Source organism: Klebsiella sp. RC2 (assembly GCF_014192815.1).
GTDB lineage: Bacteria > Pseudomonadota > Gammaproteobacteria > Enterobacterales > Enterobacteriaceae > Klebsiella > Klebsiella variicola.
The window spans coordinates 266,175-290,304 of the sequence record NZ_JACHYL010000002.1 but is presented as its reverse complement, the minus strand read 5'-3'; the positions used below and the strand labels follow the sequence as shown (position 1 = coordinate 290,304).

The following is a 24,130-nucleotide window of genomic DNA, read 5'->3' as shown; positions in this document are numbered from 1 at the left end:
GCCGATGGCGGAAGGGGAGGGAAGAGGAATCTGGAAAAGCGGCTCTCTCCGCGGAGGAAGAGAGCCGTTGCGGGTCAGGCGACGTGCTGCAGGAATTCGCGCAGGCGCGGGCTTGGCGGATTCTTCACCAGCTCCTGCGGGTTGCCGTCTTCAGCAATGCGTCCTTTGTCGATAAAGATCAATCGCGAAGCCACTTTTTCGGCAAAGCCGATTTCGTGGGTTACGATCACCATCGTCATCCCCTCTTCAGCCAGATCCTGCATCACCTTGAGCACTTCATGGCGCAGTTCCGGGTCGAGCGCGGAGGTCGGTTCATCAAACAGCATCATCTTTGGCTTCACCGCCAGCGCGCGGGCAATGGCCACACGCTGCTGCTGGCCGCCGGAGAGTTCAGACGGATAGTGATGCGCGCGCTCGGCCAGGCCGACTTTCGCCAGCAGATCTTTCGCCTGCTTCTCTGCCGCCTGCTTGCTGGCGCCACGTACCCGCAGCGGGCCAAACATCACGTTTTCCAGCGCCGTCAGGTGCGGGAACAGGTAAAACTGCTGGAACACCATCCCGGCTTCCTGACGAATCAGACGTTCGTCCACCTTCGGATCGTTGACCTTTAAGCCATCGACAATCAGATCGCCGCTGGTGATCTCTTCCAGTTTATTGATGCAGCGCAGCATCGTCGATTTACCGGAGCCGGACGGGCCGATAATGACCACCACTTCACCCTGATTAATTTTCAGGGAGATATCGTGCAGCACCTGGGTCGGGCCAAAGTGCTTGGAGACGTTTTTAAATTCAATCACAGGATTTTCATCCTTCTTTCAAGACGACGCAGAATAAAGCTCAGGACCAGGGTGATAATCAGGTAGATAACAGCAACGGCGCTCCAGATTTCCAGGGCGCGGAAGTTGCCCGCGATGATCTCCTGTCCCTGACGGGTCAGTTCGGCGACGCCGATGACGATGAACAGCGAGGTATCCTTGATGCTGATAATCCACTGGTTGCCCAGCGGCGGCAGCATGCGGCGTAGCGCCAGCGGCAGGATCACGTGGCGAATGGTTTCGCGACGCGACAGGCCCAGCGCCAGGCCCGCTTCGCGGAAGCCTTTATGAATGGACAGCACCGCGCCGCGGGTAATTTCCGCGATATAGGCGCCCGAGTTAATCATGATGGTCACTACCGCTGCGGAGAAGGGGTCGATGCGCAGGTCGCTAAAGGCCATCGGCAGCGCAAAGTAGATGAACATGACCTGCACCACAATCGGGGTGCCGCGAATGATTTCAATAAACACCAGTGCGATGTGGTTGGCGATCCAGCCGCCGAAGCAGCGGGCGAAACCGGCCACCAGACCGATTATCAGGCCGCCGGCCAGGCCGAGGACGGAAATCCACAGCGTCATTTTGGCGCCTTCCAGCAAAATCGGAATGGCAGGCCAGATGGCACTCCAGTCAAACTGCATAATACGTTCCTGTTACCGTGTCGAGAGCAGAGGAAATCCTCCGCCAAAATACGGTCTCCCGCCGAGTCTGTGCCGGAAGACCGTTGTGATGTCGCCGGAGCTGCGTCTGGCGAAGTGTGTTCTTATTATTTTGGTTCAGTGCCGAACCATTTTTTATAAATTTCGTTGTAGGTACCATTCTCGCGCAGCGTTTTCAGCGCACCGTTCACTTTCTCACGCAGCTCGTCGCTGCCTTTCGGGAAAGCGATACCGTAGTTTTGCGCTTCCAGTGATTCGCCTACCGCTTTGAACTTGCCGTTGCCTGCGGTTTTGATGAAGTACAGAATATTTGGCGTATCGTGCAGCACGGCATCAGCGCGGCCGGTACCCAGTTCCATATAGGCGTTATCGATGTTCGGGAACTGACGCAGATCTTTGGTTTTGATATTGGCTTTCGCGTAATCAACGGAGCCGGTACCGCTCTTCACCGCGACCACTTTACCGTTCAGATCTTTCACATCTTTGATGTCGTTATTATTGGCGTTGACCATCACCAGCAGGCCGCTTTTGTAGTAGCCGTCGGAGAAGTCGATCGCTTTTTTACGTTCGTCGGTGATGGTGATCCCGGCCAGCGCCAGATCGATATTTTTAGTTTGCAGCGCCGGGATAATGCCGCTGAAGTCCATTGGCTTCAGGGTGTAGTCGAGCTTCAGCTCTTTGGCGATAGCCGCCCACAGGTCAACGTCAAACCCGACATATTTATCGCCTTGCTTAAATTCGAACGGGACGAACGCCGTATCGGTGGCGACAACCAGGGTCTTATTGGCGGCATGGGAAGAAACCGCAAAAGCCAGGGTCAGTGCAGCCAGTGAAACTTTAAATACAGACTTCATAGCATTTCCTTTTATATCCACGGGACGATCCCCTGCGAGAACGACTAGCCTAATGAAAAAATCGTGCCACTTTTACAAGCTGTTGTTTTTCAACAAACGAAGCGCGAGCGGTTGCACAATTTCGATCATGACAGGCACTCACTGCACCATGATGGGGCGTCACTTTGGTGCGTTATAGAGTTGCTGAATAACGAGCACATTTTTAGCGCAAACCCTGATGGGAAAACAATCTCAACGTAACGATTGTGTGAGGTGATTATTACAATTGTTTTACTTTTGCGCGCATTTTCATCAATTTGGCGCCCTAAAACAGTGCATGGCCAGCAGGGGGGCGAAAAGCATAGAAGGGGAAACGGATAGAACGGAAAACAGAAAGGTGGGCGAGAAAAGTAAAGGCGCCGCCGACCGCGCTGCGGCCGGCGGCAAAGCCTTACTCGATATTCGCTTCAATGAACCACAGGAATTTATCCAGATCGCGGGAGGCCGCGGTGAAAATATCCGCAGTATCCTCGTCTTTGGCTTCATCGATCGCCTTGCGCACATCGTTAGCGACGACGGCATAGCGGTCAGCCAGCGCTTTCAGGTGATCCTGAACGTGATGGATATCGAGCGGGTAGCTCTGCAGCGGCGTTTTGCTGTTAATGACCTGAGTGGTGCCCAGTGCGACGCCGCCCAGCTGCACGGCGCGCTCCGCCATGGTGTCCAGGTGCTCGGTTAGCGCGGTACGGAAGCCATCCAGCATTTCGTGCACGGCGATAAAGTTCGCACCGCGCATATTCCAGTGTGCCTGCTTGGTGATAAGTGACAGGTCAATGAACTGGATCACCTGGCGATTCAACAGCTCAATGGTCGCTTTCTTTTCGCTGTCAGCGACATCGTTGCGGGTATAGACCAGATTAGATGCTTTTGATTTAACCAGTTTTGCGGTACTCATCGTTTCATATCCTCTTGATATTGATGCTCGTCACACTTCAAATCTGAATGATGTGGAGCGTTGTCCCAGGTAACTTCGGGACTAAGTATAGCAAGGGTTTCAAAGAGTGAGGCATCGGCAGGCCATATCACTTCGATAGCGCAAAGTGGTTGGTTATTTTGAAAGTCGCTAAATATCATAGGGTTATATTTAGCTGAACGGCCCGGATTTCTCACGGGCCGGCGGCGTAACAGAATGTTAATTGATATCGACTTGCTCGATTTTACTTTGTCGCTGCATGGTCAGCGTGGCGCCCATCGAGGCGATAATGATCGCGCCCAGCGCCAGGGTCTGGGAGAGCTTCAACGTTTCGCCGAGGAAGACCATACCGGAAAGGGCGGCTAATGCTGGTTCAAGGCTCATCAGCGTGCCGAAGGTGCGCGTCGGCAGGCGCGTCAAGGCCATCATTTCGAGAGAGTAGGGCAGCGCGGTTGAGAGAATAGCAATCCCCAGCCCCATCGGCAGCAGCGACCATTGCCACAGTGTATCCGTAGCCTGCGCCATGCCTAACGGAACAAACACCAGCGAGGCGATGAGCGACCCCATCGCCACCGTGGCTGGCCCATGCTCTTCACCGGCGCGCTGCCCGGTCAGAATATAGACCGCCCAGCAGGCGCCGGCGCCCAGGGCAAAGAGCGCGCCGGTTAAATCGACCTGCGCCACATTCTGCCCCAGCGGCAGGAGATACCACAGTCCGAGGATCGCCAGCGCCACCCAGACAAAATCCAGCGGTCGGCGCGAACCAAACAGCGCCACCGCCAGCGGGCCGGTAAACTCCAGGGCTACCGCCACGCCGAGCGGAATACGCTGCAGGGATAAATAAAAGAGATAGTTCATCGCGCCGAGCGCCAGGCCGTACAGTAGCAGCGGCACGCGCTGCGCCGGGGAGAAACGTAACCGCCATGGCTTGAACACGACCACCAAAATCAGCGTCCCGAGCGCCAGGCGCAGGGCGGTGACCCCCGGGGCGCCGACCAACGGGAACAGCGATTTGGCGAGCGATGCGCCGCTCTGAATCGAGGTCATGGCGATTAAAATCACCAGAATCGGCAACCATGCCGCCGCTTTTCGGGATGGACCGGGCATCCTTTCTCCTGTCAGGTTTTGTCAAAAGTCGTAAAAGTGCCAGTGTACTGGAATAACCTGCTGACGGTTGAGCTAATGTTGAAAAAAACAGAGGCAAAAACAGTAGAATGGCGCACATTGCTGAGAAATTCGCCAGGTGATTAAGATTAATCTGGATGCTTGCGAATTTCTTAATGAGCGTTAAGATGTACGTTAACGCCAAAAATTGTTGTTTTCCATATTGTTATAGAAATATGGAAACTTTTGGTTACATGAAAAAGTATGTTAGACAATGTAAACTCCAAAGAGTTTCCCAAAAGTTTTTGATATATTTAAGGCTTAGGACTTATTAGAAACACATTTGAGGTGGTTATGAATAAAATTGCACGTCTTTCAGCACTGGCCGTTGTTCTGGCTGCATCCGTAGGTACCACTGCATTTGCTGCAACTTCTACCGTAACCGGCGGTTACGCGCAGAGCGACATGCAGGGTAAAGCGAACAAAGCTGGCGGTTTCAACCTGAAATACCGTTACGAGCAAGATAACAACCCGCTGGGCGTTATCGGTTCCTTCACCTACACCGAAAAGGATAACACCAGCAACGGTACTTACAACAAAGGTCAGTACTACGGCATCACCGCAGGTCCGGCTTACCGTCTGAACGACTGGGCAAGCATCTACGGTGTAGTGGGTGTTGGTTACGGTAAATTCCAGAACAACAACTTCCCGAACCAGAAATCCGATATGAGCGACTACGGTTTCTCCTACGGTGCTGGTCTGCAGTTCAACCCGATCGAAAACGTTGCTCTGGACTTCTCCTACGAGCAGTCTCGTATTCGTAACGTTGACGTCGGTACCTGGATTGCTGGCGTGGGTTACCGCTTCTAATCACTCCGGTGATATAAAAAATCCGCCTTTCGGGGCGGATTTTTTTTGCCTGTTGCCGGCCAGCCTGAGCGACTGGCCGGGCCTGCACGATTAATTGACGGTGAACTCATCGGTACCGAGGTGAGCGTAGTCCACCTTCTGCAGCTGGAAGTTGGTGATGTACACCGGACCGGCCTTTTGCTCAGAGATAAAACGATAGCGCGGGACGATTTCCGCCGCCTTGATCCCGGTCCACTGGGAGAAGAAACTGAGGAAATCATTCGCTGAGCGCTGCGCTTTAATCACTTTATGCGCTTTGTCATCGCTGGACAGCACCATAAACGGCACCTGGAAGTTCTGCTGGAACTTATCGTCATGCGCCAGATACTGCACCTCTTTTCCCCGCTCCTTGAACGCCAGACCATGATCGGAAAAGTAGGTCAGTGAAAAGGTATCGCCGGAGTTTTGCAACTGACTGTATAGCTTAGCCAGCAGCGAATCGGTCTGCGTCATGCTGTAGAGATAACAGGAGGTCTCTTTCGACTGGACGAAAACCGTGTACTTGCCTTTGGTCCGATCGCAGGCCTGCGGGTGAGAGCCCATCAGATGCAGGACAATCAGCTGCGGCTGGGTGCGCTGCGTAGAGAGTACCTGCTCGGTCAGCTTTAATAACTGCTCGTCCTGAGTATTTTTATTGGCCTCGAAATCGCCGTTTTTCAGGAACTGGACTTCATCCGCACGTTTGGCGATGCTGGCGATAGCGGTGTCGTACTCGCCAATCTGCCCCTGGTTGGAGAACCACCAGGTCTGGAAACCCGCGCGGTTGGCGAGGGTGACAAAGTTATCCTGAAACTGCGGTTTGCCGTCGACCACCCGGTTAAGCGTCAGGCCGAGCGATTTCTGCGTCGAGCCGCTGGCGGCGACATAGTTGTTAAACAGATAACCGTTTACTGAGCTGGCAAACGGCGTGTTATCCCAGTGGCCGCCGAAGGCGCCGAGGGCGTCGCGACGGGCGCTCTCGCCAATCACCACCACATAGAGATGGTACTTTGGCTTCACCGCCAGCACGTGCCAGCTGTCTTTCATGCCGGCCAGCTGCGCCATTCGCGCCTGCTCGTCCAGCACCTCGTTATTATTCACCACCACGTCTTTCACAAAACGAAAGGCCGGATAACCGGTGTCAATCACCTTGAACACGCCGCCCCAGGCGAGGTTTTGCACCGGCTGCAGAAAGAAGATCCCGACGCTGAACAGCAGGCCCAGGGTCTCCATTTTTCCCCAGCGGGAGGGCTCAACGATCCTGCGGCGGACCGCAATGATCCCCAGTGCGAAAATGAAGACCGCCAGCAGATAGTTGTACCACGGGAAGATGGTCAGAATTTCCGTAGATTCTTCCACGTTGGTCGCGTGCAGCGCCAGCAAGGTGTTGAAATTGGGGGCGCCGTAAGCCTGGCCAAAGGGGTAATACAGGGCCGCCAGCAGCGAATAGGCGCCGACTACCCCTTTCTGGACGCGCGGAAAAGCGCGCCACAGAAGATGTAACACGCAGGTAAATGCCACGGTATAGAGCAGGCTAAATTCATAGCCCAGCGCCAGGTTAATCAACAGCGATTGTAAAAAGTAGAATCCTGTCCATGGGTTCAGTGCCAGTCGGCGGGCGACCAGCGTATCTTTCAGGGTGGTGACATTCATAGTAAACAATCAAAAAGAGGCCATGCGCATCCCCTGGCGACAAGGGGTAAAACCTGCTGGACAGTGCGTGAAGAGGGTCTCTGCGAGCCGCGAATGTGGCAGGGCTGTGCAAAGATAGGGCTTGTAAATGGTAAGGTCAACCAGACATAACAGATTGTTTTGCGAGGGCGCTTACAAAACTTGAAAAAAGGTCAGGGAAACGGGGGAAACCGGTCATTTTACCGGCAGAAGATGACAGAAAAATGAAGCGGCGTACCGCGACGCCGCCTTAGGAATGGGGTTTGTCCTGCTGTGGTTTACCGTTGATCATCTCGCACAGCATACCGATCAGCATTAATCGTACTTTAAAGGGGGAATGGCTAAACACGTTTAAGCACCTCTTGAATTCGTTCATCTGCTCTCCTCCTGCCTGTTCACGCCGTCAATCCATGATGGCTGTTTGCATTACATACAGATATAGCACAGGCTATATTTTATAGCTATGGCTAAAACGTTAATTTTTTGTGCTCTTGGCGCAATCCATTACAATGTGGATCTTTTTATATGATGCTTGACGCGTCACACGAATGAGGAAGCACAATGAACCGTCGCGCAGGTAAGCCAATAACAAAAAAAGTGACGCAGTTAGTAAATGTTGAAGAGCACGTTGAGGGGTTCCGTCAGGTGCGGGAAGCGCATCGCCGCGAACTGATCGATGACTATGTGGAGCTGATCTCCGATCTGATCAACGAAGTGGGGGAGGCGCGCCAGGTGGATATGGCGGCGCGTCTTGGCGTTTCGCAGCCCACGGTCGCCAAAATGCTCAAACGCCTGGCCAGCGTGGGTCTGATCGAACAGATCCCCTGGCGCGGGATCTTCTTAACCCCGGAAGGGGAAAAGCTGGCCCAGGAAAGTCGCGAACGCCACAAGATTGTGGAAAACTTTCTGCTGGCCATTGGCGTCAGTCCGGAAATCGCCCGCCGCGATGCGGAGGGAATGGAGCATCACGTGAGTGAAGAGACGCTGGCGATGTTCCTGAAATTTACCCAGAAACAGGGATCCCAGGAAGCATGACTCTTCCCTTTGTTCAGTCGCTGCTGCGCGACCGTTTTTTACACCTGCTGCTGATTATCGCCTGCGTGCTCAGCGCCATCGTGCCGTTTGTCCCGGCAAGCTGGCCGGCGGCCATTGACTGGCATACCATCATCACGCTCAGCGGCCTGATGCTGTTGACCAAGGGCATTGAACTGAGCGGCTACTTTGACGTGCTGGGGCGGAAAATGGCCCGCCGCTTCGTGACTGAGCGCCAGCTGGCCATCTTTATGGTGCTGGCGGCAGCGCTTTTGTCCACCTTCCTGACCAACGATGTGGCCCTGTTTATTGTGGTGCCGCTGACGCTGACGCTGAAAAAGTGGTGTGCGATCCCGGTTAACCGTCTGATTATCTTCGAAGCGCTGGCGGTTAACGCCGGGTCGCTGCTGACGCCGATCGGCAACCCGCAGAACATTTTGCTGTGGGGACGGTCCGGCCTCTCTTTCGTCGGGTTTATCGGCGAGATGTTACCCCTGGCGGCGGCAATGATGTTGACCCTGCTGGTGCTGTGCTGGTTCTGTTTCCCGGCAAACCGGCTTAGCTACCAGAGTAGCGATAAGGCGCCATCGTGGCAGCCTAAGCTGGTCTGGAGCTGTCTGGGATTGTATCTGGTGTTCCTGACCGCGCTGGAGATGAATCAGGCGCTGTGGGGGCTGGCGCTGGTGCTGCTGGGCTTCCTGATTCTGGCCCGGGCGGTGATCGTCCATGTGGACTGGTCGCTGCTGCTGGTGTTTATGGTGATGTTTATCGACGTCCACCTGCTGACCCAGCTTCCGGCGCTGCATCATGTGCTGAGCGGCGTCGGGACGCTTTCCGGCGGCGGACTGTGGCTGACCGCCATCGGCCTGTCTCAGGTGATCAGTAATGTGCCCTCGACCATTCTGCTGCTCAACTATGTCCCGCCGTCGATACTGCTTGCCTGGGCGGTTAACGTGGGCGGCTTTGGTCTGCTGCCAGGATCGCTGGCCAATATCATCGCCCTGCGCATGGCCAGCGATCGGCGGATCTGGTGGCGCTTCCATCTTTACTCCATTCCTATGCTGCTATGGGCGGCCATCAGCGGCTATTGGCTCTTTAAACTCTGCGCCTGATTTCTGCAGAATTGGGCAAGAAACTGACAGAAACACCCCATTCGCACGCCTCGACACAGCGGTATAACTATACCGCTGACGTTAACCATCCTGTTGAGGAGAGTGCTATGCGATATCAAAAACTGGGCAATACCGGTCTGTTTGTCTCTGAGCTGTGCCTGGGCACCATGACCTTCGGCGGCGAAGAAGGGATGTGGGGCAAAATCGGCCAGCTGCGCCAGGCTGAAGCCGAACAGCTGGTCGGCAGCGCGCTGGACGCCGGGATCAACTTTATCGATACCGCCAACGTCTACTCGGAAGGGCGCTCTGAAGAGATTACCGGCCAGGCGCTGAAAAACCTGAAAATCCCGCGTGAAAACGTGGTGGTGGCGACCAAAGTGTTTGGCGAAACCGGCACCGCCGGCGTGAACTCGCGCGGCAGCTCACGGTACCACATCATGGGCAGCGTGAAGGAGAGCCTGCGCCGCCTGCAGCTCGATCATATCGATCTCTATCAATTGCACGGCTTCGATCCGGCGACGCCGATCGAAGAGACGCTATCGGCCCTGGATACCCTGGTACAGCAGGGGCATGTGCGCTACATCGGTGTTTCAAACTGGGCGGCCTGGCAAATCGCCAAAGCGCTGGGCATCGCGGAACGCCTTGGACTCTCGCGCTTTGCTTCTCTGCAGGCCTACTACACGATTGCCGGGCGTGACCTGGAACGTGAGCTGGTGCCGATGCTGCAAAGCGAAGGACTCGGCCTGATGGTCTGGAGTCCGCTGGCGGGCGGCCTGCTGAGCGGGAAATACCGCCGCGACGGCGAGGCGGAAGCGGGTGGTCGTCGCCTGGCGTTCGACTTTCCGCCCGTGGATAAAGCGCGCGCATTTGATTGCATCGACGTCATGCGGGTGATAGCTGAAGCAAAAGGGGTATCGGTGGCGCAGATTGCCCTGGCGTGGCTGCTGCATCAGCCGGCGGTGACCAGCGTCATTATTGGCGCCAAACGGGCCGAGCAGTTGCAGGATAACATCGCTGCGACCGCTATCCGCCTGAGCGATGATGAGTTGCGCCAGCTTGACGCGGTCAGCGCCCTGCCGCGCGAATATCCGGGCTGGATGCTGGAGCGACAGGGGGAATATCGTCGTCATCAGCTTGACGCGCAGTAACGCCGTTTTTTCCGTGCCTATAAAGATCGCCGCTTGCGGCGATCTTTTTTGTTTGCCTGGCTCACAGAAAACGATCCGACTTTTGCTTCGGTGGCGGATCTTTTGTATATGACTAGTCATTACAGTTAAATGACTAGTCATATACCGAGGCGCAGCATGAAGAACACACTACCGGCAGATTTTTTATGGGGTAATTCCGTCTCCAGCATGCAGACGGAGGGGGCGTGGAACGAGGGGGGCAAGGGGATGTCGGTGTACGATATTCGTCAACCGGCGGAATTCGCCTCGGACTGGAAGGTCGCGACCGACTCCTATCATCGCTTTCGCGAAGATTTCGATCTGATGCAGGATCTGGGCATGAACTGCTACCGCTTCCAGATCGCCTGGAGCCGGGTGTGCCCGGAAGGGGACGGCGAATTCAATGAAGAGGGGATCGCGTTCTACCATCAGTTTATCGATGAACTCATTGCCCGCGGTATTGAACCGATGATCTGCCTGTATCACTTTGATATGCCGCTGTCGCTGGCGGAGCGTTACAACGGTTTTACCGACCGCCGGGTCATGGACGCCTTTATCCGCTATGGCCAGAAGATGATCGACTGTTACGGCGATAAGGTGAAGTACTGGCTGACCTTCAATGAACAGAACCTCTACCATTCGCCGGAAGCCTTCCTGATCACCGGCTATTTGCGTGGCGATAAAACGCTGCGCGAACTCTACCAGATCCAGCACCACGTGATGATGGCGCATGTCCATCTGACCCACTATCTGCATCAGACGAAGCCGCAGTGCCTGATGGGCGGAATGCTGGCCCATGCGCTGGTCTATCCGGCTACCTGCAAACCACGCGATATTCTCTGCGCCCAGCAACTGGACGAGTTTTTAAACCAGAACCTGCTGCGCGCCTACGCCGGCGAGGGTTATAGCCCGGAAGTGATGCATTTTGTCGCTCGCCAAGGCTTTGACGATATTTATCGCCCTGAAGATATCGCGCTGATGGCGACGGTGAAGGTCGATTATCTTGCGTTCAGCTATTACGCCAGCCGTGCGCTCAATAGCGACGCGATCCCGCCGGGAACGGCGGTCAACAATTACATGCTATTCGGTAATCAGGATAACCCGTACCTGAAAGCGACGGAATGGAACTGGCAGATCGATCCGCTGGGATTTCGCATGATCATCACCCGCTATTACAATGACTGGCGGCTACCGGTGTTCCCGATTGAAAATGGCATCGGGGTGATCGAATCCTGGGATGGCGAACATCCCATTGCCGATGATTACCGCATCGCCTACCATCGCGACCATATTAACGCCATGAAAGCGGCGATATTTGAGGACGGCGCGCAGGTGATTGGCTATCTCGGCTGGGGATTAATCGATATCCTCAGCTCTCAGGGCGATATGCGTAAGCGCTACGGCGTGGTGTACGTCAATCGTGAGAACCATGACCTCAAGGATCTGCGGCGGGTGCCGAAGAAGAGCTATGCGTGGCTAAAGCAGGTGATCCACAGCAACGGCGAAGCGATGTAACAGTGTCCTGGCGGTCAGGTCAAGTATGCTGTCCGCCAGCCACACACAGAATGTAAAAGGACCGGGAATGACGGCGAAGTATCTGCAAATCGCGCGGGAAATAAAAAAACGCATCATCAGCCAGCAGTATCCTGCCAGCGCGCCGCTACCCGACCAGTTTGCGCTGGCGGCGGAGTTCAACACCAGCCGGATGACGATCCAGCAGGCGATGCGTCAGTTAATCGTCGAAGGGCTTATCTATACCCGCAAAGGACTGGGTACCTTTGTGCGGAAAAATTTTCTCCAGCTGTCGCAGTGGGAGTTGCCCGGCAGCGACTATTTTGGCGCCACCAAAACCTGGGAGCATCTTGGCGAGGTACAAAGCGAAGTGGTGCGCTTTGAGGTGCGTTTTCCCAGCGACAAAGAGCAGAGTTCGCTGCTGATTGACGCCGATGCGCCGGTGTATGACTTCGTTCGCCTGCGGTTGCTCAACGGGGAACCGGTGTCGCTGGATCTGACGGTCATGCCGGTGGGGCTAGTGCCGGGGCTCAATAAAAGCCATCTGGAAAGCTCGGTGTTTCGCTATATCCAGGAGACGCTGGGGCTGAAGCTGATGGGATCTTACCGCGTGGTGCGGGCGATGAAGCCGGATGAACTGGATAAATTACATCTTCACTGCGACCTCACCGACCCGGTGCTGGAGGTTGAACAGGTGATCTACCTCGAAGACGGTACGCCGCTGGAGTATGCCCACTGTCACTATCGCTACGATCACGGCGGGATTATTCTGGTGAATAACGGCTAGACCGGGGACCCCTGTTTGCGCAGCGCTTAGCAGGCCCAGGGTGTTGTCAGGTTTGGTAACCCAGGCAAGGCGTCAGCCGCAGCCCGGGGAAATGCAGATAAAAAAACGGCGGGCATCAGGCCCGCCGTTTTTCTTGTCATGCAGAACTTAGTTCAGACGCACCGGCATACCGGAGCGGTTCTGGATAGCCTGCTCAACCACGTTCTGATCGACATCAGACTGGCTGGTGATCGCCTGTACCGGCTGAGTCAGGGTGATCGGCACGATTTCGCCGCCCTGGAACTGCGCTTCGGTGGTCGACAGCGGGTTGTGAACCTCAATGTAACGGCTGCCGTCCGGCTCGGTGGTCGCTTTTACCGGCTCATCGATAAACTGCACGCGGGTGCCGACCGGCACATTCTCAAACAGGAATTTGATGTCATCGTTGCGCAGACGCACGCAGCCGTGGCTCACGCGCAGGCCAATACCAAAGTTAGCGTTGGTGCCGTGGATGGCGTACAGACGGCCAATATATAACGCGTACAGACCCATCGGGTTATCCGGACCGGCCGGTACGACGGCTGGCAGCGGGTTGCCGGCAGCGGCGTATTCAGCGTGCATCTTGGCGGTCGGCGTCCAGGTCGGGCCGGCCTTCTTGCGTTCGACTTTGGTGGTCCAGTTAATCGGCGTATCTTTACCTAACTGGCCGATACCGATCGGCAGAACGATCACGGTGTTGGTGCCTTTCGGATAGTAATACAGACGCATCTCGGCGCTGTTGATGACGATGCCTTCGTGGACGGTGTCCGGCAGGATCAGCTGCTGCGGGATGTTCAGGACGCTACCGCCTTTTGGCAGATAGGTGTCCACCCCCGGGTTGGCTTCCAGCATGTTGGACAGCCCCATCTGATATTTCGCCGCAAAGTATTCCAGCGGCTGCTTGTTATCATCCGGAATGGTGATGACCTGATTCTGACCAACCAAACGGCTGCCGTCGGTCGGCAAAGGATAGGTGACAGCAGACGCTGTATTGCAAAAGCCTACGAGGGCGAAGGCTGCCGCTAAGAGTGTAGATAATTTCATAGTCTTTAATGTCGTGTGCGAAATCAACGCCACACAGGCCTTTGTTAATGATTGAGACAGTAGATGGGAGCGCATTATATGTGCATTCCGCTAAACAGGTAAATCAGATGTGTACGAAATCACATTTTTTTCCCTGTCGCCTCGGCTGACGGGGCTGGCGGATGATGCAATCGCCGCCTCTCACGCGGGTGACAGGGAGGTTATCCTTCCAGTAACCGGTCCTGTAACGAAGCGCGTGCCGGGGCGGTGAGCTGGTACTCTTCTGCCAGCCAGGCGTCGACCGTGCCATAGCGCTGGTGGATGGCTGACAGCGCGGCGGCGAGATAGGACTCTTTCACCGTCAGGATATCCGCCAGACTCTGGCGTCCCTGGGGCGTCAGGTCGTTGCCCAGCATCTCCAGCATCCAGGCTTCCACTTGTGTCAGCATGCCGTGGGTGAGCAGATACTCCTCCATGACCGTCTCGCTGTCGCATCCGACGGCAAACAGGGTTAACGCGCAGCCGACGCCGGTGCGATCTTTGCCGACGGCGCAGTGTTGCAGTAAAGCGCCTTCAAAAGGCGTGGTCAGCCAGGCGGCGAGCTGGCGATAGGCCGGGTTATTAAAGGGCAACTGGCGATACAGTTGCAGCATAAACTGCTCCCCGTTCAGCGCGTTAAGGGTGGCAGCATTCAGCTCGGTGACTTTCGCATTCACATCGCCGAGCGGCGGATTAGCGGGCGCGTTTAAATAGTGAGTGAGCGGGCTAAGCTTGTCAGGGGTGCGCTGCACTTCGCCGGGGTCGCGATAGTCGAGCACCCGACTGAGCGGCAGCGTCGCCAGATGGTTGAGATCGTCCGCCGTCAACCGATTTAGCGCGCCGGAGCGTAGCAGCTTGCCGCTGCGTACCGTGCGTCCGTCGGCGGCGCGCTGGCCGCCGAGGTCGCGAAAATTGATACCGCCCTGCAGGGATAAAAAAGCCGGGTGTCGCGGTAGGCTGGTGGTCATGGGGTTCCTCATAATGACGTACAGAATAACCGTTTGAGCCCTGGTCTGCGGCTCATCTGACAAAGACCTTAGCACAAGCGCCGCGGCGGAATTTACCGCAGGCCGTGAAAAGTGTGTCATTTGCTGGCATAATGTCTGTTGTGTCACACCCCTCATTCTCTTTTTTCAGGATATCCCCGTGCTAGTATCCAGCAACGTTACCATGCAGTTTGGCAGTAAGCCGCTGTTCGAAAATATCTCCGTTAAATTTGGCGGCGGCAACCGTTATGGTCTGATCGGCGCCAACGGCAGCGGTAAATCGACCTTTATGAAGATCCTCGGCGGCGATCTCGAGCCGACGCTGGGCAACGTTTCTCTCGACCCGAACGAGCGTATCGGTAAGCTGCGCCAGGATCAGTTCGCCTTCGAAGCATTCACCGTGCTGGATACGGTTATCATGGGCCACGGCGAGCTGTGGGAAGTGAAGCAAGAGCGCGATCGCATCTACGCGCTGCCCGAAATGAGCGAGGAAGACGGCTATAAAGTGGCCGACCTGGAAGTCAAATACGGCGAGATGGACGGTTACTCCGCCGAAGCGCGCGCCGGCGAACTGCTGCTCGGCGTCGGCATTCCGGTTGAACAGCATTACGGCCCGATGAGCGAAGTCGCGCCGGGCTGGAAACTGCGCGTCCTGCTGGCGCAGGCGCTGTTCTCCAATCCGGATATCCTGCTGCTCGACGAACCGACGAACAACCTGGACATCGACACCATCCGCTGGCTGGAGCAGACGCTGAACGATCGCGACAGCACCATGATCATCATCTCGCACGACCGTCACTTCCTGAACATGGTCTGCACCCACATGGCGGACCTCGACTACGGCGAGCTGCGCGTCTATCCGGGCAACTACGACGAATACATGACCGCGGCCACCCAGGCGCGTGAGCGTCTGCTGGCGGACAACGCCAAGAAAAAAGCGCAGATTGCGGACCTGCAGTCCTTCGTTAGCCGCTTTAGCGCCAACGCTTCTAAATCACGTCAGGCCACCTCGCGCGCGCGCCAGATTGACAAAATCAAGCTGGAAGAGGTTAAAGCCTCCAGCCGTCAGAACCCGTTTATCCGCTTCGAACAGGACAAGAAACTGTTCCGTAACGCGCTGGAAGTGGAAGCCCTTACCAAAGGCTTTGATGAAGGTCCGCTGTTCAAAAAGGTCAACCTGTTGCTGGAAGTGGGCGAGAAGATTGCCATTCTGGGCGCCAATGGCGTGGGTAAATCCACCATGCTGAAAACTCTGGTAGGCGAACTGCAGCCGGACAACGGCACCGTGAAATGGTCTGAAAACGCGCAAATTGGTTACTACGCGCAGGATCATGAGTACGAGTTCGAAAACGACCTGACGGTCTTCGAGTGGATGAGCCAGTGGAAGCAGGAAAGCGACGACGAGCAGGCGGTACGCAGTATCCTCGGCCGTCTGTTGTTTAGCCAGGACGATATCAAAAAGCCGGCGAAAGTCCTTTCTGGTGGTGAGAAAGGGCGCATGCTGTTCGGTAAGCTGATGATGCAGAAGCCAAACATCCTGATCATGGACGAACCGACCAACCACCTGGATATGGAATCGATCGAATCGCTGAACATGGCGCTGGAGATGTATCAGGGCACCCTGATCTTCGTTTCTCACGACCGCGAGTTCGTCAGCTCGCTGGCGACCCGCGTCCTGGAGATCACCCCAGAACGCGTGATCGATTTCAGCGGTAACTACGAAGACTACCTGCGCAGCAAAGGTATCGAGTAATCCCTGTCCGTTACCCGGGTAGCGGCTACGCCTTACCCGGGCTACGCCTGGCATGTGATCTGTAGGCCCGCGCAAGCGTAGCGCCGCCGGGCAATAACTGCGGGTAAAGAGCCACTTTCGCGCCGGATGGCGGCTGCGCCTTATCCGGCCTACGGTCCGTGCCATTGTGAGCTTAAGAGCTCTATCTTGTACCCATGGTTACTGAAACTGTCCGTTACCCGGGCTACCAAACCGCACAGTGCTGTAGCCCCGGTAAGCGGTAGCGCCACCGGGGATTTTGAGGCCACCCGTTTGTAGCCCGGATTAGCGTAGCGCAATCCGGGAACATCATAAAATCCAGGCCGGGCAAGGCGTAAGCCGCCGCCCGGCATATCGCTTAGCGCCTCCACTCGGTCCCTTCAACGCCATTCACCAGCAGCTTGCGCTTTTCTCCCGCCGGTAATGACAGCTTCAGCGCTTTCCACGCCGGACGGTAGCTGCCGCGAGCGTTGATATTCAGGTTTATGCTGTTGGCGCTGCAGATCATTTCCCACTCCAGCCATAGCGCATCCCCCTCTTTATAGCCCCAGCTTTCGCCGTCGTCTTCAAACAGCAGACCGCGGGTTGAGCCGGTACCTTTCAGCGGGAACAACTGCAGTTCGCGACGATCGTCTTTTTGCGCATCGACGTGGCTGATACGTTCACTAAGCGGCAGACCGGCGCCGGCGCGGACCAGCAGCGGCAGTTTTTCCAGCGGCGCGTCCAGCGTCACCCACTGGCCGCCGGCGAACCACTGGTGGCTGTAAAAATCGTACCAGCCGTCCTGATTATCGGGCAGCCACAGCTGGCGTTGACGGGCGCCGGGCTCGACCACGCTGGCCACCAGCAGATCGCGACCCAGCAGGAAGTCATCACACTCGGCGAAAGTCTGGGTATCGTGCTGGTGATCGAGGAAGGTCGGGCGCAGCATCGGTTCGTCATCGGCATGCGCCTGCCATAACAGGGTGTACAAATAGGGCAGCAGACGGTAGCGCAGCTCGATGGCTGAGCGGATCGCCGGGGTGATTTCCGGGTACATCCAGGCTTCATTGACCGTCTGGTCGTCATTCCACGAGTGAATAGTAAAGCGCGGATGCATCACGCCGTTTTGTACCCAGCGCACGAACAGCTCCGGCTCGGGTTTATCGCCGGAGAATCCGCCGACGTCATGGCCGACGTTAAACAAGCCGGAAAGACTCATCCCTAATCCCATACGGGTGTTATAGCGCAGCGTATCCCAGTTGGTGCGGTTGTCGCCGCTCCAGGTCTGGACGTAGCGCTGCATCCCGGCGCAGCCGGAGCGGGAGATCAGATACGGGCGCTTTTGCGGCGCAAAGCGCTGCTGGGCTTCCATGGAGGCGCGCATCATCAGCAACGGCATCACCGGGCGAATATGTTTAATGGCGATTTCGCGGCCAAAGCCGTAGCAGCGCGCCTCGCCGTCCCACACCTCATACTCGTTATTATCGTTCCAGGTCGAATCGATACCCATCTCCAGTAGCTGGGTGGTCACGCCTTCCTGCCACCAGGCCACGGTGTGCGGGTTGGTGAAGTCGAGATGCGACCCTTCATCGTCCCAGAAGCTGGACCGCTCCGGCGCGTCGGTTTGCGAATCGCGAATAAACAGGCCGCGTTCCGCCACTTCGCCATAGCGCGGGTGATCCTGCAGCAGGCAGGGTTTGATATTGGCGGCCAGCTTCAGCCCGGCATCATGGAACGACTGGCTCATCACTTTTGGCTGCGGCACCTTGTCGTAGTTCCAGTTAAAGACGTAGCGCTTGCCGTTGATCGAGGTATAGCCGGAAGAGAGCTGGAACGAGTCGCAAGGGATCGCGTGCTGCTCGCACAGGCGGATGAAGTTCATCAGCTGATTTTGCGCATCCGGCGCGTCGGTATAGTGCATCGTGGAGCCGCTGTAGCCGAGGCTCCATTTTGGCCCGAACAAGGTTTTACCGGTCAGGCGGACGAAGGCTTTGGTCACATCCAGCACCTGTTTACCGGTAAACAGGTAATAATCGATATCGCCGGCCTCCGCCTGCCAGCGGCGATAGGCGGTGTGGTAGTTGTCGATTTCATTGCCCAGATCCAGCCAGCAGCTGCTCAGGTTGTCATAGAACAGGCCGTAGCTGATATCGCTGCGCTGGGTGATGGTAAACGGAATATGTTTATACAGCGGGTCGGTGCTGACGGCGTTGTAGCCCATGGCATCGAGGTTACGCATTTCATAGCGTTTGCCGTTACGCTGCAGGTCGCCGGCTTTTTCACCCAGCCCGTAGAAACGCTCATCTTTGCGGCGGCTCAGATAATGGGCGACGCCGTCGCCGTGAGCGTTTGCCAGATAGGCGCTGGTGGGGCGGTCACTGGCGAGCGTCTGCCACTCGCCGGCGTCGTCGCGATAGCTCCACTCCAGCCATAGCGGCTGGTGGACGGTGACGCGCAGCTGGCGGGTGGCGATGGTCAGCGCGTCATCTTCTTTGGTCATCTGCCAGGCCGGGAGGCTAAAACCGCTGAGGTCATCCCGCGCGCGGCCTTCCCACGGCACATCCTGCTGCGGGGCGATACTCCAGGTGCGATCCAGCGCCAGTTGGCCCTGGCGCTTCAGCAAGACGCGGAATAAATTCTCTTCCAGCACATACAGACACAAAGTGTGCTGACCATCAACGGTCAGTTCAACGTGATGCTCCAGCTGTTGGTGCAAACTCCAGTGTTTCAACGTCTTCATATTTTACATCCACTCTCAGGCGCGCTTGGCGCGACGTTCAGCAATAAATGCCACCAGGAAAACGGCGCCAATCAGGTCAAAGAAACCCATGGCGATAAACAGCGGGTTGAAGCCAATTTTGTCGGCGGTCACCCCGATTAATAATGAGAACAGGAAGCTGGCGATCCACGCCGCGGAACCGCGCATACCGTTGACCGTCGCCATTTGTCCCTTGTCGAAAGATTCCACCACCAGCGCGCTGAGCATGCAGGAGATGATCTGATGGCCGAAACCACCAATGGAGATCAGGATGATGGTGATATAGGGATCGCGAGTAATGGCGACCAGGGCCAGCGAGATCATCAGAAACGCGCCGGTTACCGAGCTGGCGATAACCGAGTTGACTCGCGTGCAGCCGAACCAGCGAACGTACAGGCGGGTGAGATAGCCGCTGACCACGCTGCCAAGATCGGCGGCGAGGAACGGCAGCCAGGCGAACATCGCGATCTGCTTCAGATCCATGCCGTGCTCTTTCGCCAGGTACAGCGGCACCCAGAAGCTCAGTACCGCCCAGGCAGGCTCGGCCATAAAGGCGGGGATGGCGATACCGTAGAAACGTTTATTCTTCGAGACGGTTTTGAGCGCGGTAAAGAAGGGCTGTTTCACCGGCGGGGCTTCGTTATCCTGCTTGATGTACTCCAGCTCGCTTTTGCTGAGGTTCGGGTGCTTTTCCGGGTTCTGATAGAAAGCCCACCACAGCACCACCCACAGCAGCGCCAGCGCGCCGGTAAACATAAACGCCCCCTGCCAGCCGAAGGAGGCGTGGGCGAAGTAGATAATCGGCGGGGCCAGCATTGCGCCGATAGAGAAGCCGACGCCAGCCCAGCCGGCGGCGATTGGCCGTTCAGATTTCGGGAACCACTCGCCGATGGTTTTGGCGTTCGCCGGCGTGGCGGCCGCCTCGGCGCCGCCCATAAAGAAGCGCAACATAGCCAGGTGCAGCCAGCTGCCAGCCCCGGCGTGGGCGATACAGGCCAGCGCCCACAGGGTAGCGCAGATCATAAACCCGAGCTTCAGGCCGATGACGTCGATAAGCCAGCCACAGAGCGGCTGGAAAATCGTGTAAGCCAGCTGAAACGCGCCGACGATCCAGGAATATTGTTCGGTGGTAATACCGAGCGTCGCTTTCAGTTCCGGGGCGATAATCCCCAGCGAGTTACGTGTGATGTAGTTGACGGTGACGCCGAGTAAAAACAGGACCAGCACCCACCAGCGCAGGTTTTTTACCACCCGGCGCGTTTTACTGACCGCGATATCATTGTTGAGGCCTTGACTCATAGCACACTCCACAAGACGTTGTAGGGGGAAAGTGACGGCCTCTTTCCCTGAGTGGTCACATAGTTTTTTTAACTATTTGAATAGTCTATTTTTTATCTCAACATCATTGGTATAACTAGTATGGGAGATGTTGGACCAATTCAGGCTAAGGGAGAAAAAACGTCGGGCAAAGTGCTATTTATGCAACTTTTTTCATGAAATGACCGAGATCTCAAATTTCGCTCTGTCATTTGCTTACAGGAAGCGCTTTGGCGATTATGAAAATTATTTCATTTTCCAATCGGAGCTGGATCACAAAATGGATAAAAAGCTGCGCGTCGCCGAAATCGCCGCCCGCACCGGGCTGTCGGCCAGCACCGTTTCGCGCGTCCTGGCCGGAAAGGCGAATACCAGCGATAAGGCGCGCCGGGCGGTGCTGGAGTGCGCCCGCGAGCTGGGGGTCATGCAGGGACTGGCCGCCGGGCGTCTGCTGCTCAATAATCTGCTGGTGTTTGCTCCGCAGCGCGCCTTCGATGAGCGATCGGATATCTTCTACTACCGGGTGATCCAGAGCATCAATAACGCGCTGGCGGCGCATGAAGTGCGCCTGCGCTACTGCGCACTGGACGAGAACGACAGCGACGCCAATCTGTTTCTTGCCCGCATGAACGAAGCGGAGACCCAGGCCGCGGTGCTGCTGGGGATCGACGATCCGCATATTCATGGCCTGGCGGCGGATGTGGGCAAACCCTGCGTATTGATCAACTGTCGGGATGAAGGGATGCGGCTGCCGTCCATTGCCCCCGACCATCGTCTGATTGGCCAGTGCGCCGCCCGCTATCTGTTTGATATGGGCCATCGGGCGGTGATGAACGTGATGTGCCTGCGCCGCTATACCATGGAGCTGCGGCTGGGCGGGATCCAGGAAGCATGGCGCGCGCGCAATCTGCGCTTTACCGCCAGCCGGGATCTCATCAGCGTCGCCAACTTTAGCGCCAGAGAGACGGAAGAGCAGGTAGGGGCCTGGCTTGACGCTTTACAGGGGCGCCCGATGCCCACCGCCTTCCTGGTGGGCGGTGATTTTATGGCCGCCGGCACCGTCAGCGCCCTGCAAAAACGAGGCCTGCGGGTGCCGCAGGATGTTTCGGTAATGAGTATCGACGGGTTTAATCTGGCGGCGATTCAGGAGGTGCCGCTGACCGCGGTGCATGTGCCGCGAGATGAGCTGGGCAGCGAGGCGGTGCATCTCCTGCAGCAGCGCCTGCTGCGCCCGGAGGCGCCGCACGGCTCGCTACTGTTGCACGGCACGCTGGTGGTACGTGATTCGGTACGGCGGATCCGGCCGGGCAAAGGCCATACCGCCGTGGAGCCGCAGGGGCTGTATGACGATTAAACCGGGATACCCAGCGCCCGTTTCCCGTGAATATTCAGATCTTCCAGGGTGAAGCGCCCCTGCCAGCTGGCCTCATAGTCCTCGCGCGGGAAATCCCCCGGCGAGGCCCCTTTTTCCAGAGCAATTTTCACTTTCTGCGCGTAGGCGAGGTTCTTTTCGCACATCGGCGCGGCCGGGATGTACATCACGTTGCCCCAGCCCTGTTGATTTTCCACCGGCGCCACTGAGTGAATAACATCGCAGTGCCACCAGACGGAATCGCCAGCGTTCAGCGCCGGAATCGAGCTTAACGCTTTAATTAAGAGTGGGTGCCACTGCTCAGAGATCGGCAGCACTCTGCCCGGCGCGACGCCGCACAGCTCATCTTCCGGCACATCGTCGAGCAGGGGGCGCAGCAGCACATAAGCCATCGCCTCCGGGATCGGCACCACGTGTAGCAGCCCCTGACCCGGGATCATGTCCGACAGCGCGGTCCAGCCCTGGAAGGTGCGGAACACCGAGCATTTGGTGGTGTTGTCGACGGTGTACTCTTCCACTTCGGTACGGTGCGCGGCGTCCCACGGATCGTAGGCGTCGATATTGCCATTAAAAACGTTGGCGAAAACCTGCTGATAGGCGGGAAGCAGCCAGCGCTCCAGCGCGCCGGAATCGGTATGCGCCCCCAGCCCCTTTGACGTGGTTCCCGGCGGGCGGCGGCGGATACGGTCAGGGTAAATCACGCTGACATCCGGATCGAACCAGCGCTTGCCATTCTGTTCAAAGCGCCACAGGCGATTGAGGAAGGATTGCACCGCCGCCATTTCATCACTCTGTCGCGCCTGCATTTGCGAGGGGGACCAGTAGATCGGATAGATTTCCGGACGCGAAGCCTCCAGCGAACCGAAGAAGCTGTCGCCAGGTCCTTTGTAAACATCATCGAAGTGGTTCAGATCGAGGTATTCCAGCATCGCGTTGTCCCAGGCCAGCGCCTGTTCGCGCGGGTAGTGTCCTTTGATCACTGCGCAGCCCCGGCGCTTAATCGCCGCGCGCTGCTCATCGCTCACTTTTCCTTCGGCGATATCGCTGAACGGGATCGTCGGCCAGACCTCCTGGCCTGTGGCTTTCAGGGCATTAATCTCGTCCAGGCGCTCGCTGATACGCGCCGAGAGTTTATCGAACACTGCCTGGACATCGCCAATTTGTGCCCGTAAGGCCTGTTTCATCTGGCGAATTGCCGCTTTGTGGTCGGCAGGTAATGTTTCGTGGGTCGGGAGAGCAGCCATAATAACCTCGCTGTATCTTTCATTCGAAAGTGTTAAATCTTACAAACGTTAATTTAAGTTAAAATGGAGTTAATGCAAGTTTAAAATCTTGCTACGGCGCACAAAATGGAAAAACCGGGGCGCGATGCCCCGGCGAAGGGTCACGCGTTGAAGGGAGCGGTATTATCGAGGACGGCCTGAATGACGTTCAGCGCGCCGTCATGGTTATTATCGTCAGTGGCGTAGCCGGCGATAGCCTTGATGGTGTCGGCGGCGTTACCCATGGCGAAAGCGTATTTCACCAGCTTCAGCATTTCGGCGTCGTTGCCGCTGTCGCCGATGGCCACGCACTGCTGGGGCGAAAGGTTCCAGCGTTTGAGCAGGCGGCTGATGCCGTTGGCTTTATGCAGGCCGGGGATAATCAAATCGACAAAGCCAAAGCCGCTGGTGACCGGCTTCATGATCCCGTCGAGCGACACGTGCAGTTTATCGATCAGCTGTGGGATCTCGCTGTCCGGCAGGTTGAGGGAGAATTTGAACAGCGTGTCGTCGATGCGATGGTAATCGCTTACCCGCTGCAGACGGTGGTAGTGCTTTGACATCAGGTCGACGAAGGCATCCGGAGCTTTATCGCTCACATACGCGCTCTGCAGGCCGCAGGCGACAAAGTTGAGCTGCGGATCTTTGAGCAATTCGCCAATCACCACCTGTGATTCGTGGCGGGTCAGTTCGCCGTGGAACAGCTGCTTGCCATGCTCAAAGACCAGCGCGCCGTTTTCGGCGACGAACGAAATCTGCTCGCGGATCTCCGGGAAGAAGGAGATCAACTGATAGTACTGGTTGCCGCTGGCGACAACAAATTCAATGCCGCGCTGCTGCAGCTGGGCGAATTGCGCCAGAAACCGTGAGCGATCGTAGGTTTTGGCGTCATTGAGAAAAGTTCCGTCCATATCGGTGACGATAACTTTAACGGTCATAAGGGGATGCTCCTGGCTTAACTTCGACCAGTAACATTCTAATTACAATGTGATGGGGAGCACAAATTTATTTCGAATGAAAGTTCACTCAGCGCAGAAAATGCCGGGTGGCAAC

General features: G+C 56.6%; 20 protein-coding genes and 1 pseudogene. 8 read left to right on the top strand and 13 right to left on the bottom strand.

Going from position 1 to position 24,130, the window contains the following annotated elements; all coding sequences use genetic code 11:
* Positions 1–74: 74 nt before the first annotated feature.
* The 5 genes from glnQ to rhtA all read right to left on the bottom strand — a co-directional run bounded on the left by glnQ (position 75) and on the right by rhtA (position 4,384).
* Positions 75–797, bottom strand: coding sequence for a glutamine ABC transporter ATP-binding protein GlnQ (glnQ, locus tag FHW76_RS06250; RefSeq protein WP_008805775.1), 723 nt, complete (start codon positions 795–797; stop codon positions 75–77).
* Positions 794–1,453, bottom strand: coding sequence for a glutamine ABC transporter permease GlnP (glnP, locus tag FHW76_RS06245; protein WP_002895837.1), 660 nt, complete (start codon positions 1,451–1,453; stop codon positions 794–796). Before glnP ends, glnQ begins: the two co-directional genes overlap by 4 nt.
* Positions 1,454–1,578: 125 nt before the next feature.
* Positions 1,579–2,325 carry a glutamine ABC transporter substrate-binding protein GlnH gene (glnH, locus tag FHW76_RS06240; RefSeq protein WP_004886198.1) on the bottom strand — a complete coding sequence of 249 codons (747 nt, stop codon included), beginning with the start codon at positions 2,323–2,325 and terminating at the stop codon, positions 1,579–1,581.
* 430 nt (positions 2,326–2,755) lie between these two features.
* Complete coding sequence (dps, locus tag FHW76_RS06235) at positions 2,756–3,259, bottom strand: DNA starvation/stationary phase protection protein Dps (RefSeq protein ID WP_002895841.1); 504 nt, start codon at positions 3,257–3,259, stop codon at positions 2,756–2,758.
* 237 nt (positions 3,260–3,496) lie between these two features.
* Entirely contained in the window at positions 3,497–4,384 is an 888-nt protein-coding gene (gene rhtA, locus FHW76_RS06230) for a threonine/homoserine exporter RhtA (RefSeq protein ID WP_008805776.1), read from the bottom strand.
* 351 nt (positions 4,385–4,735) lie between these two features.
* Here rhtA and ompX point away from each other — a divergent pair, with 351 nt between their 5' ends.
* A complete protein-coding gene (gene ompX / locus FHW76_RS06225; RefSeq protein WP_008805777.1) occupies positions 4,736–5,251 on the top strand; it encodes an outer membrane protein OmpX in 516 nt (171 codons plus the stop codon).
* 90 nt (positions 5,252–5,341) lie between these two features.
* On the opposite strand, the gene FHW76_RS06220 is transcribed toward ompX, so the two are convergent.
* On the bottom strand, positions 5,342–6,922 hold the full coding sequence (locus tag FHW76_RS06220) for a phosphoethanolamine transferase (RefSeq protein ID WP_012968654.1): 1,581 nt from the start codon (positions 6,920–6,922) through the stop codon (positions 5,342–5,344).
* A gap of 268 nt (positions 6,923–7,190) precedes the next feature.
* Positions 7,191–7,316, bottom strand: coding sequence for a manganase accumulation protein MntS (gene mntS, locus FHW76_RS06215; RefSeq protein ID WP_012968653.1), 126 nt, complete (start codon positions 7,314–7,316; stop codon positions 7,191–7,193).
* A 185-nt stretch (positions 7,317–7,501) separates the two neighbouring features.
* Here mntS and mntR point away from each other — a divergent pair, with 185 nt between their 5' ends.
* From mntR to FHW76_RS06190, 5 genes are all read left to right on the top strand, one after another.
* Positions 7,502–7,975: a manganese-binding transcriptional regulator MntR gene (gene mntR, locus FHW76_RS06210; protein WP_032729738.1), complete on the top strand. Its 474-nt coding sequence runs from the start codon at positions 7,502–7,504 to the stop codon at positions 7,973–7,975.
* Positions 7,972–9,084 (top strand): anion transporter, encoded by a 1,113-nt coding sequence (locus FHW76_RS06205; RefSeq protein ID WP_012542373.1) that lies wholly within the window; start codon positions 7,972–7,974, stop codon positions 9,082–9,084. The genes mntR and FHW76_RS06205 overlap by 4 nt, the downstream gene beginning before the upstream one ends.
* A 107-nt stretch (positions 9,085–9,191) precedes the next feature.
* A complete protein-coding gene (locus FHW76_RS06200) occupies positions 9,192–10,232 on the top strand; it encodes an aldo/keto reductase (RefSeq protein ID WP_008805781.1) in 1,041 nt (346 codons plus the stop codon).
* A gap of 156 nt (positions 10,233–10,388) precedes the next feature.
* Entirely contained in the window at positions 10,389–11,765 is a 1,377-nt protein-coding gene (locus FHW76_RS06195) for a glycoside hydrolase family 1 protein (RefSeq protein ID WP_012542372.1), read from the top strand.
* Between the two features lie 67 nt (positions 11,766–11,832).
* Positions 11,833–12,549 carry a GntR family transcriptional regulator gene (locus FHW76_RS06190; RefSeq protein ID WP_016160535.1) on the top strand — a complete coding sequence of 239 codons (717 nt, stop codon included), beginning with the start codon at positions 11,833–11,835 and terminating at the stop codon, positions 12,547–12,549.
* 147 nt (positions 12,550–12,696) lie between these two features.
* Here FHW76_RS06190 and ldtB read toward each other — a convergent pair whose 3' ends face one another.
* On the bottom strand, positions 12,697–13,611 hold the full coding sequence (gene ldtB, locus FHW76_RS06185) for a L,D-transpeptidase (protein ID WP_008805784.1): 915 nt from the start codon (positions 13,609–13,611) through the stop codon (positions 12,697–12,699).
* A 200-nt stretch (positions 13,612–13,811) separates the two neighbouring features.
* Positions 13,812–14,727 (bottom strand): annotated as a pseudogene (locus FHW76_RS06180) (tyrosine-protein phosphatase).
* 48 nt (positions 14,728–14,775) lie between these two features.
* On the opposite strand from FHW76_RS06180, the gene FHW76_RS06175 reads away from it, so the two are divergent.
* Entirely contained in the window at positions 14,776–16,368 is a 1,593-nt protein-coding gene (locus tag FHW76_RS06175; RefSeq protein WP_008805786.1) for an ABC-F family ATPase, read from the top strand.
* 376 nt (positions 16,369–16,744) lie between these two features.
* Here FHW76_RS06175 and FHW76_RS06170 read toward each other — a convergent pair whose 3' ends face one another.
* Both FHW76_RS06170 and FHW76_RS06165 read right to left on the bottom strand, forming a co-directional pair.
* Complete coding sequence (locus FHW76_RS06170) at positions 16,745–19,108, bottom strand: glycoside hydrolase family 31 protein (RefSeq protein WP_023322261.1); 2,364 nt, start codon at positions 19,106–19,108, stop codon at positions 16,745–16,747.
* 15 nt (positions 19,109–19,123) lie between these two features.
* Positions 19,124–20,425: an MFS transporter gene (locus FHW76_RS06165; protein ID WP_012968650.1), complete on the bottom strand. Its 1,302-nt coding sequence runs from the start codon at positions 20,423–20,425 to the stop codon at positions 19,124–19,126.
* Between the two features lie 298 nt (positions 20,426–20,723).
* On the opposite strand from FHW76_RS06165, the gene FHW76_RS06160 reads away from it, so the two are divergent.
* A complete protein-coding gene (locus FHW76_RS06160) occupies positions 20,724–21,797 on the top strand; it encodes a LacI family DNA-binding transcriptional regulator (RefSeq protein WP_008805789.1) in 1,074 nt (357 codons plus the stop codon).
* On the opposite strand, the gene FHW76_RS06155 is transcribed toward FHW76_RS06160, so the two are convergent.
* Positions 21,794–23,059, bottom strand: a complete 1,266-nt coding sequence (locus FHW76_RS06155; RefSeq protein WP_008805790.1) for a DUF1479 domain-containing protein — start codon at positions 23,057–23,059, stop codon at positions 21,794–21,796. The genes FHW76_RS06160 and FHW76_RS06155 overlap by 4 nt on opposite strands.
* 140 nt (positions 23,060–23,199) lie before the next feature.
* The gene (locus FHW76_RS06150; RefSeq protein WP_008805791.1) at positions 23,200–24,015 is read right to left on the bottom strand and encodes a Cof-type HAD-IIB family hydrolase; all 816 of its coding nucleotides are present in this window, start codon (positions 24,013–24,015) and stop codon (positions 23,200–23,202) included.
* Positions 24,016–24,130: the final 115 nt, after the last annotated feature.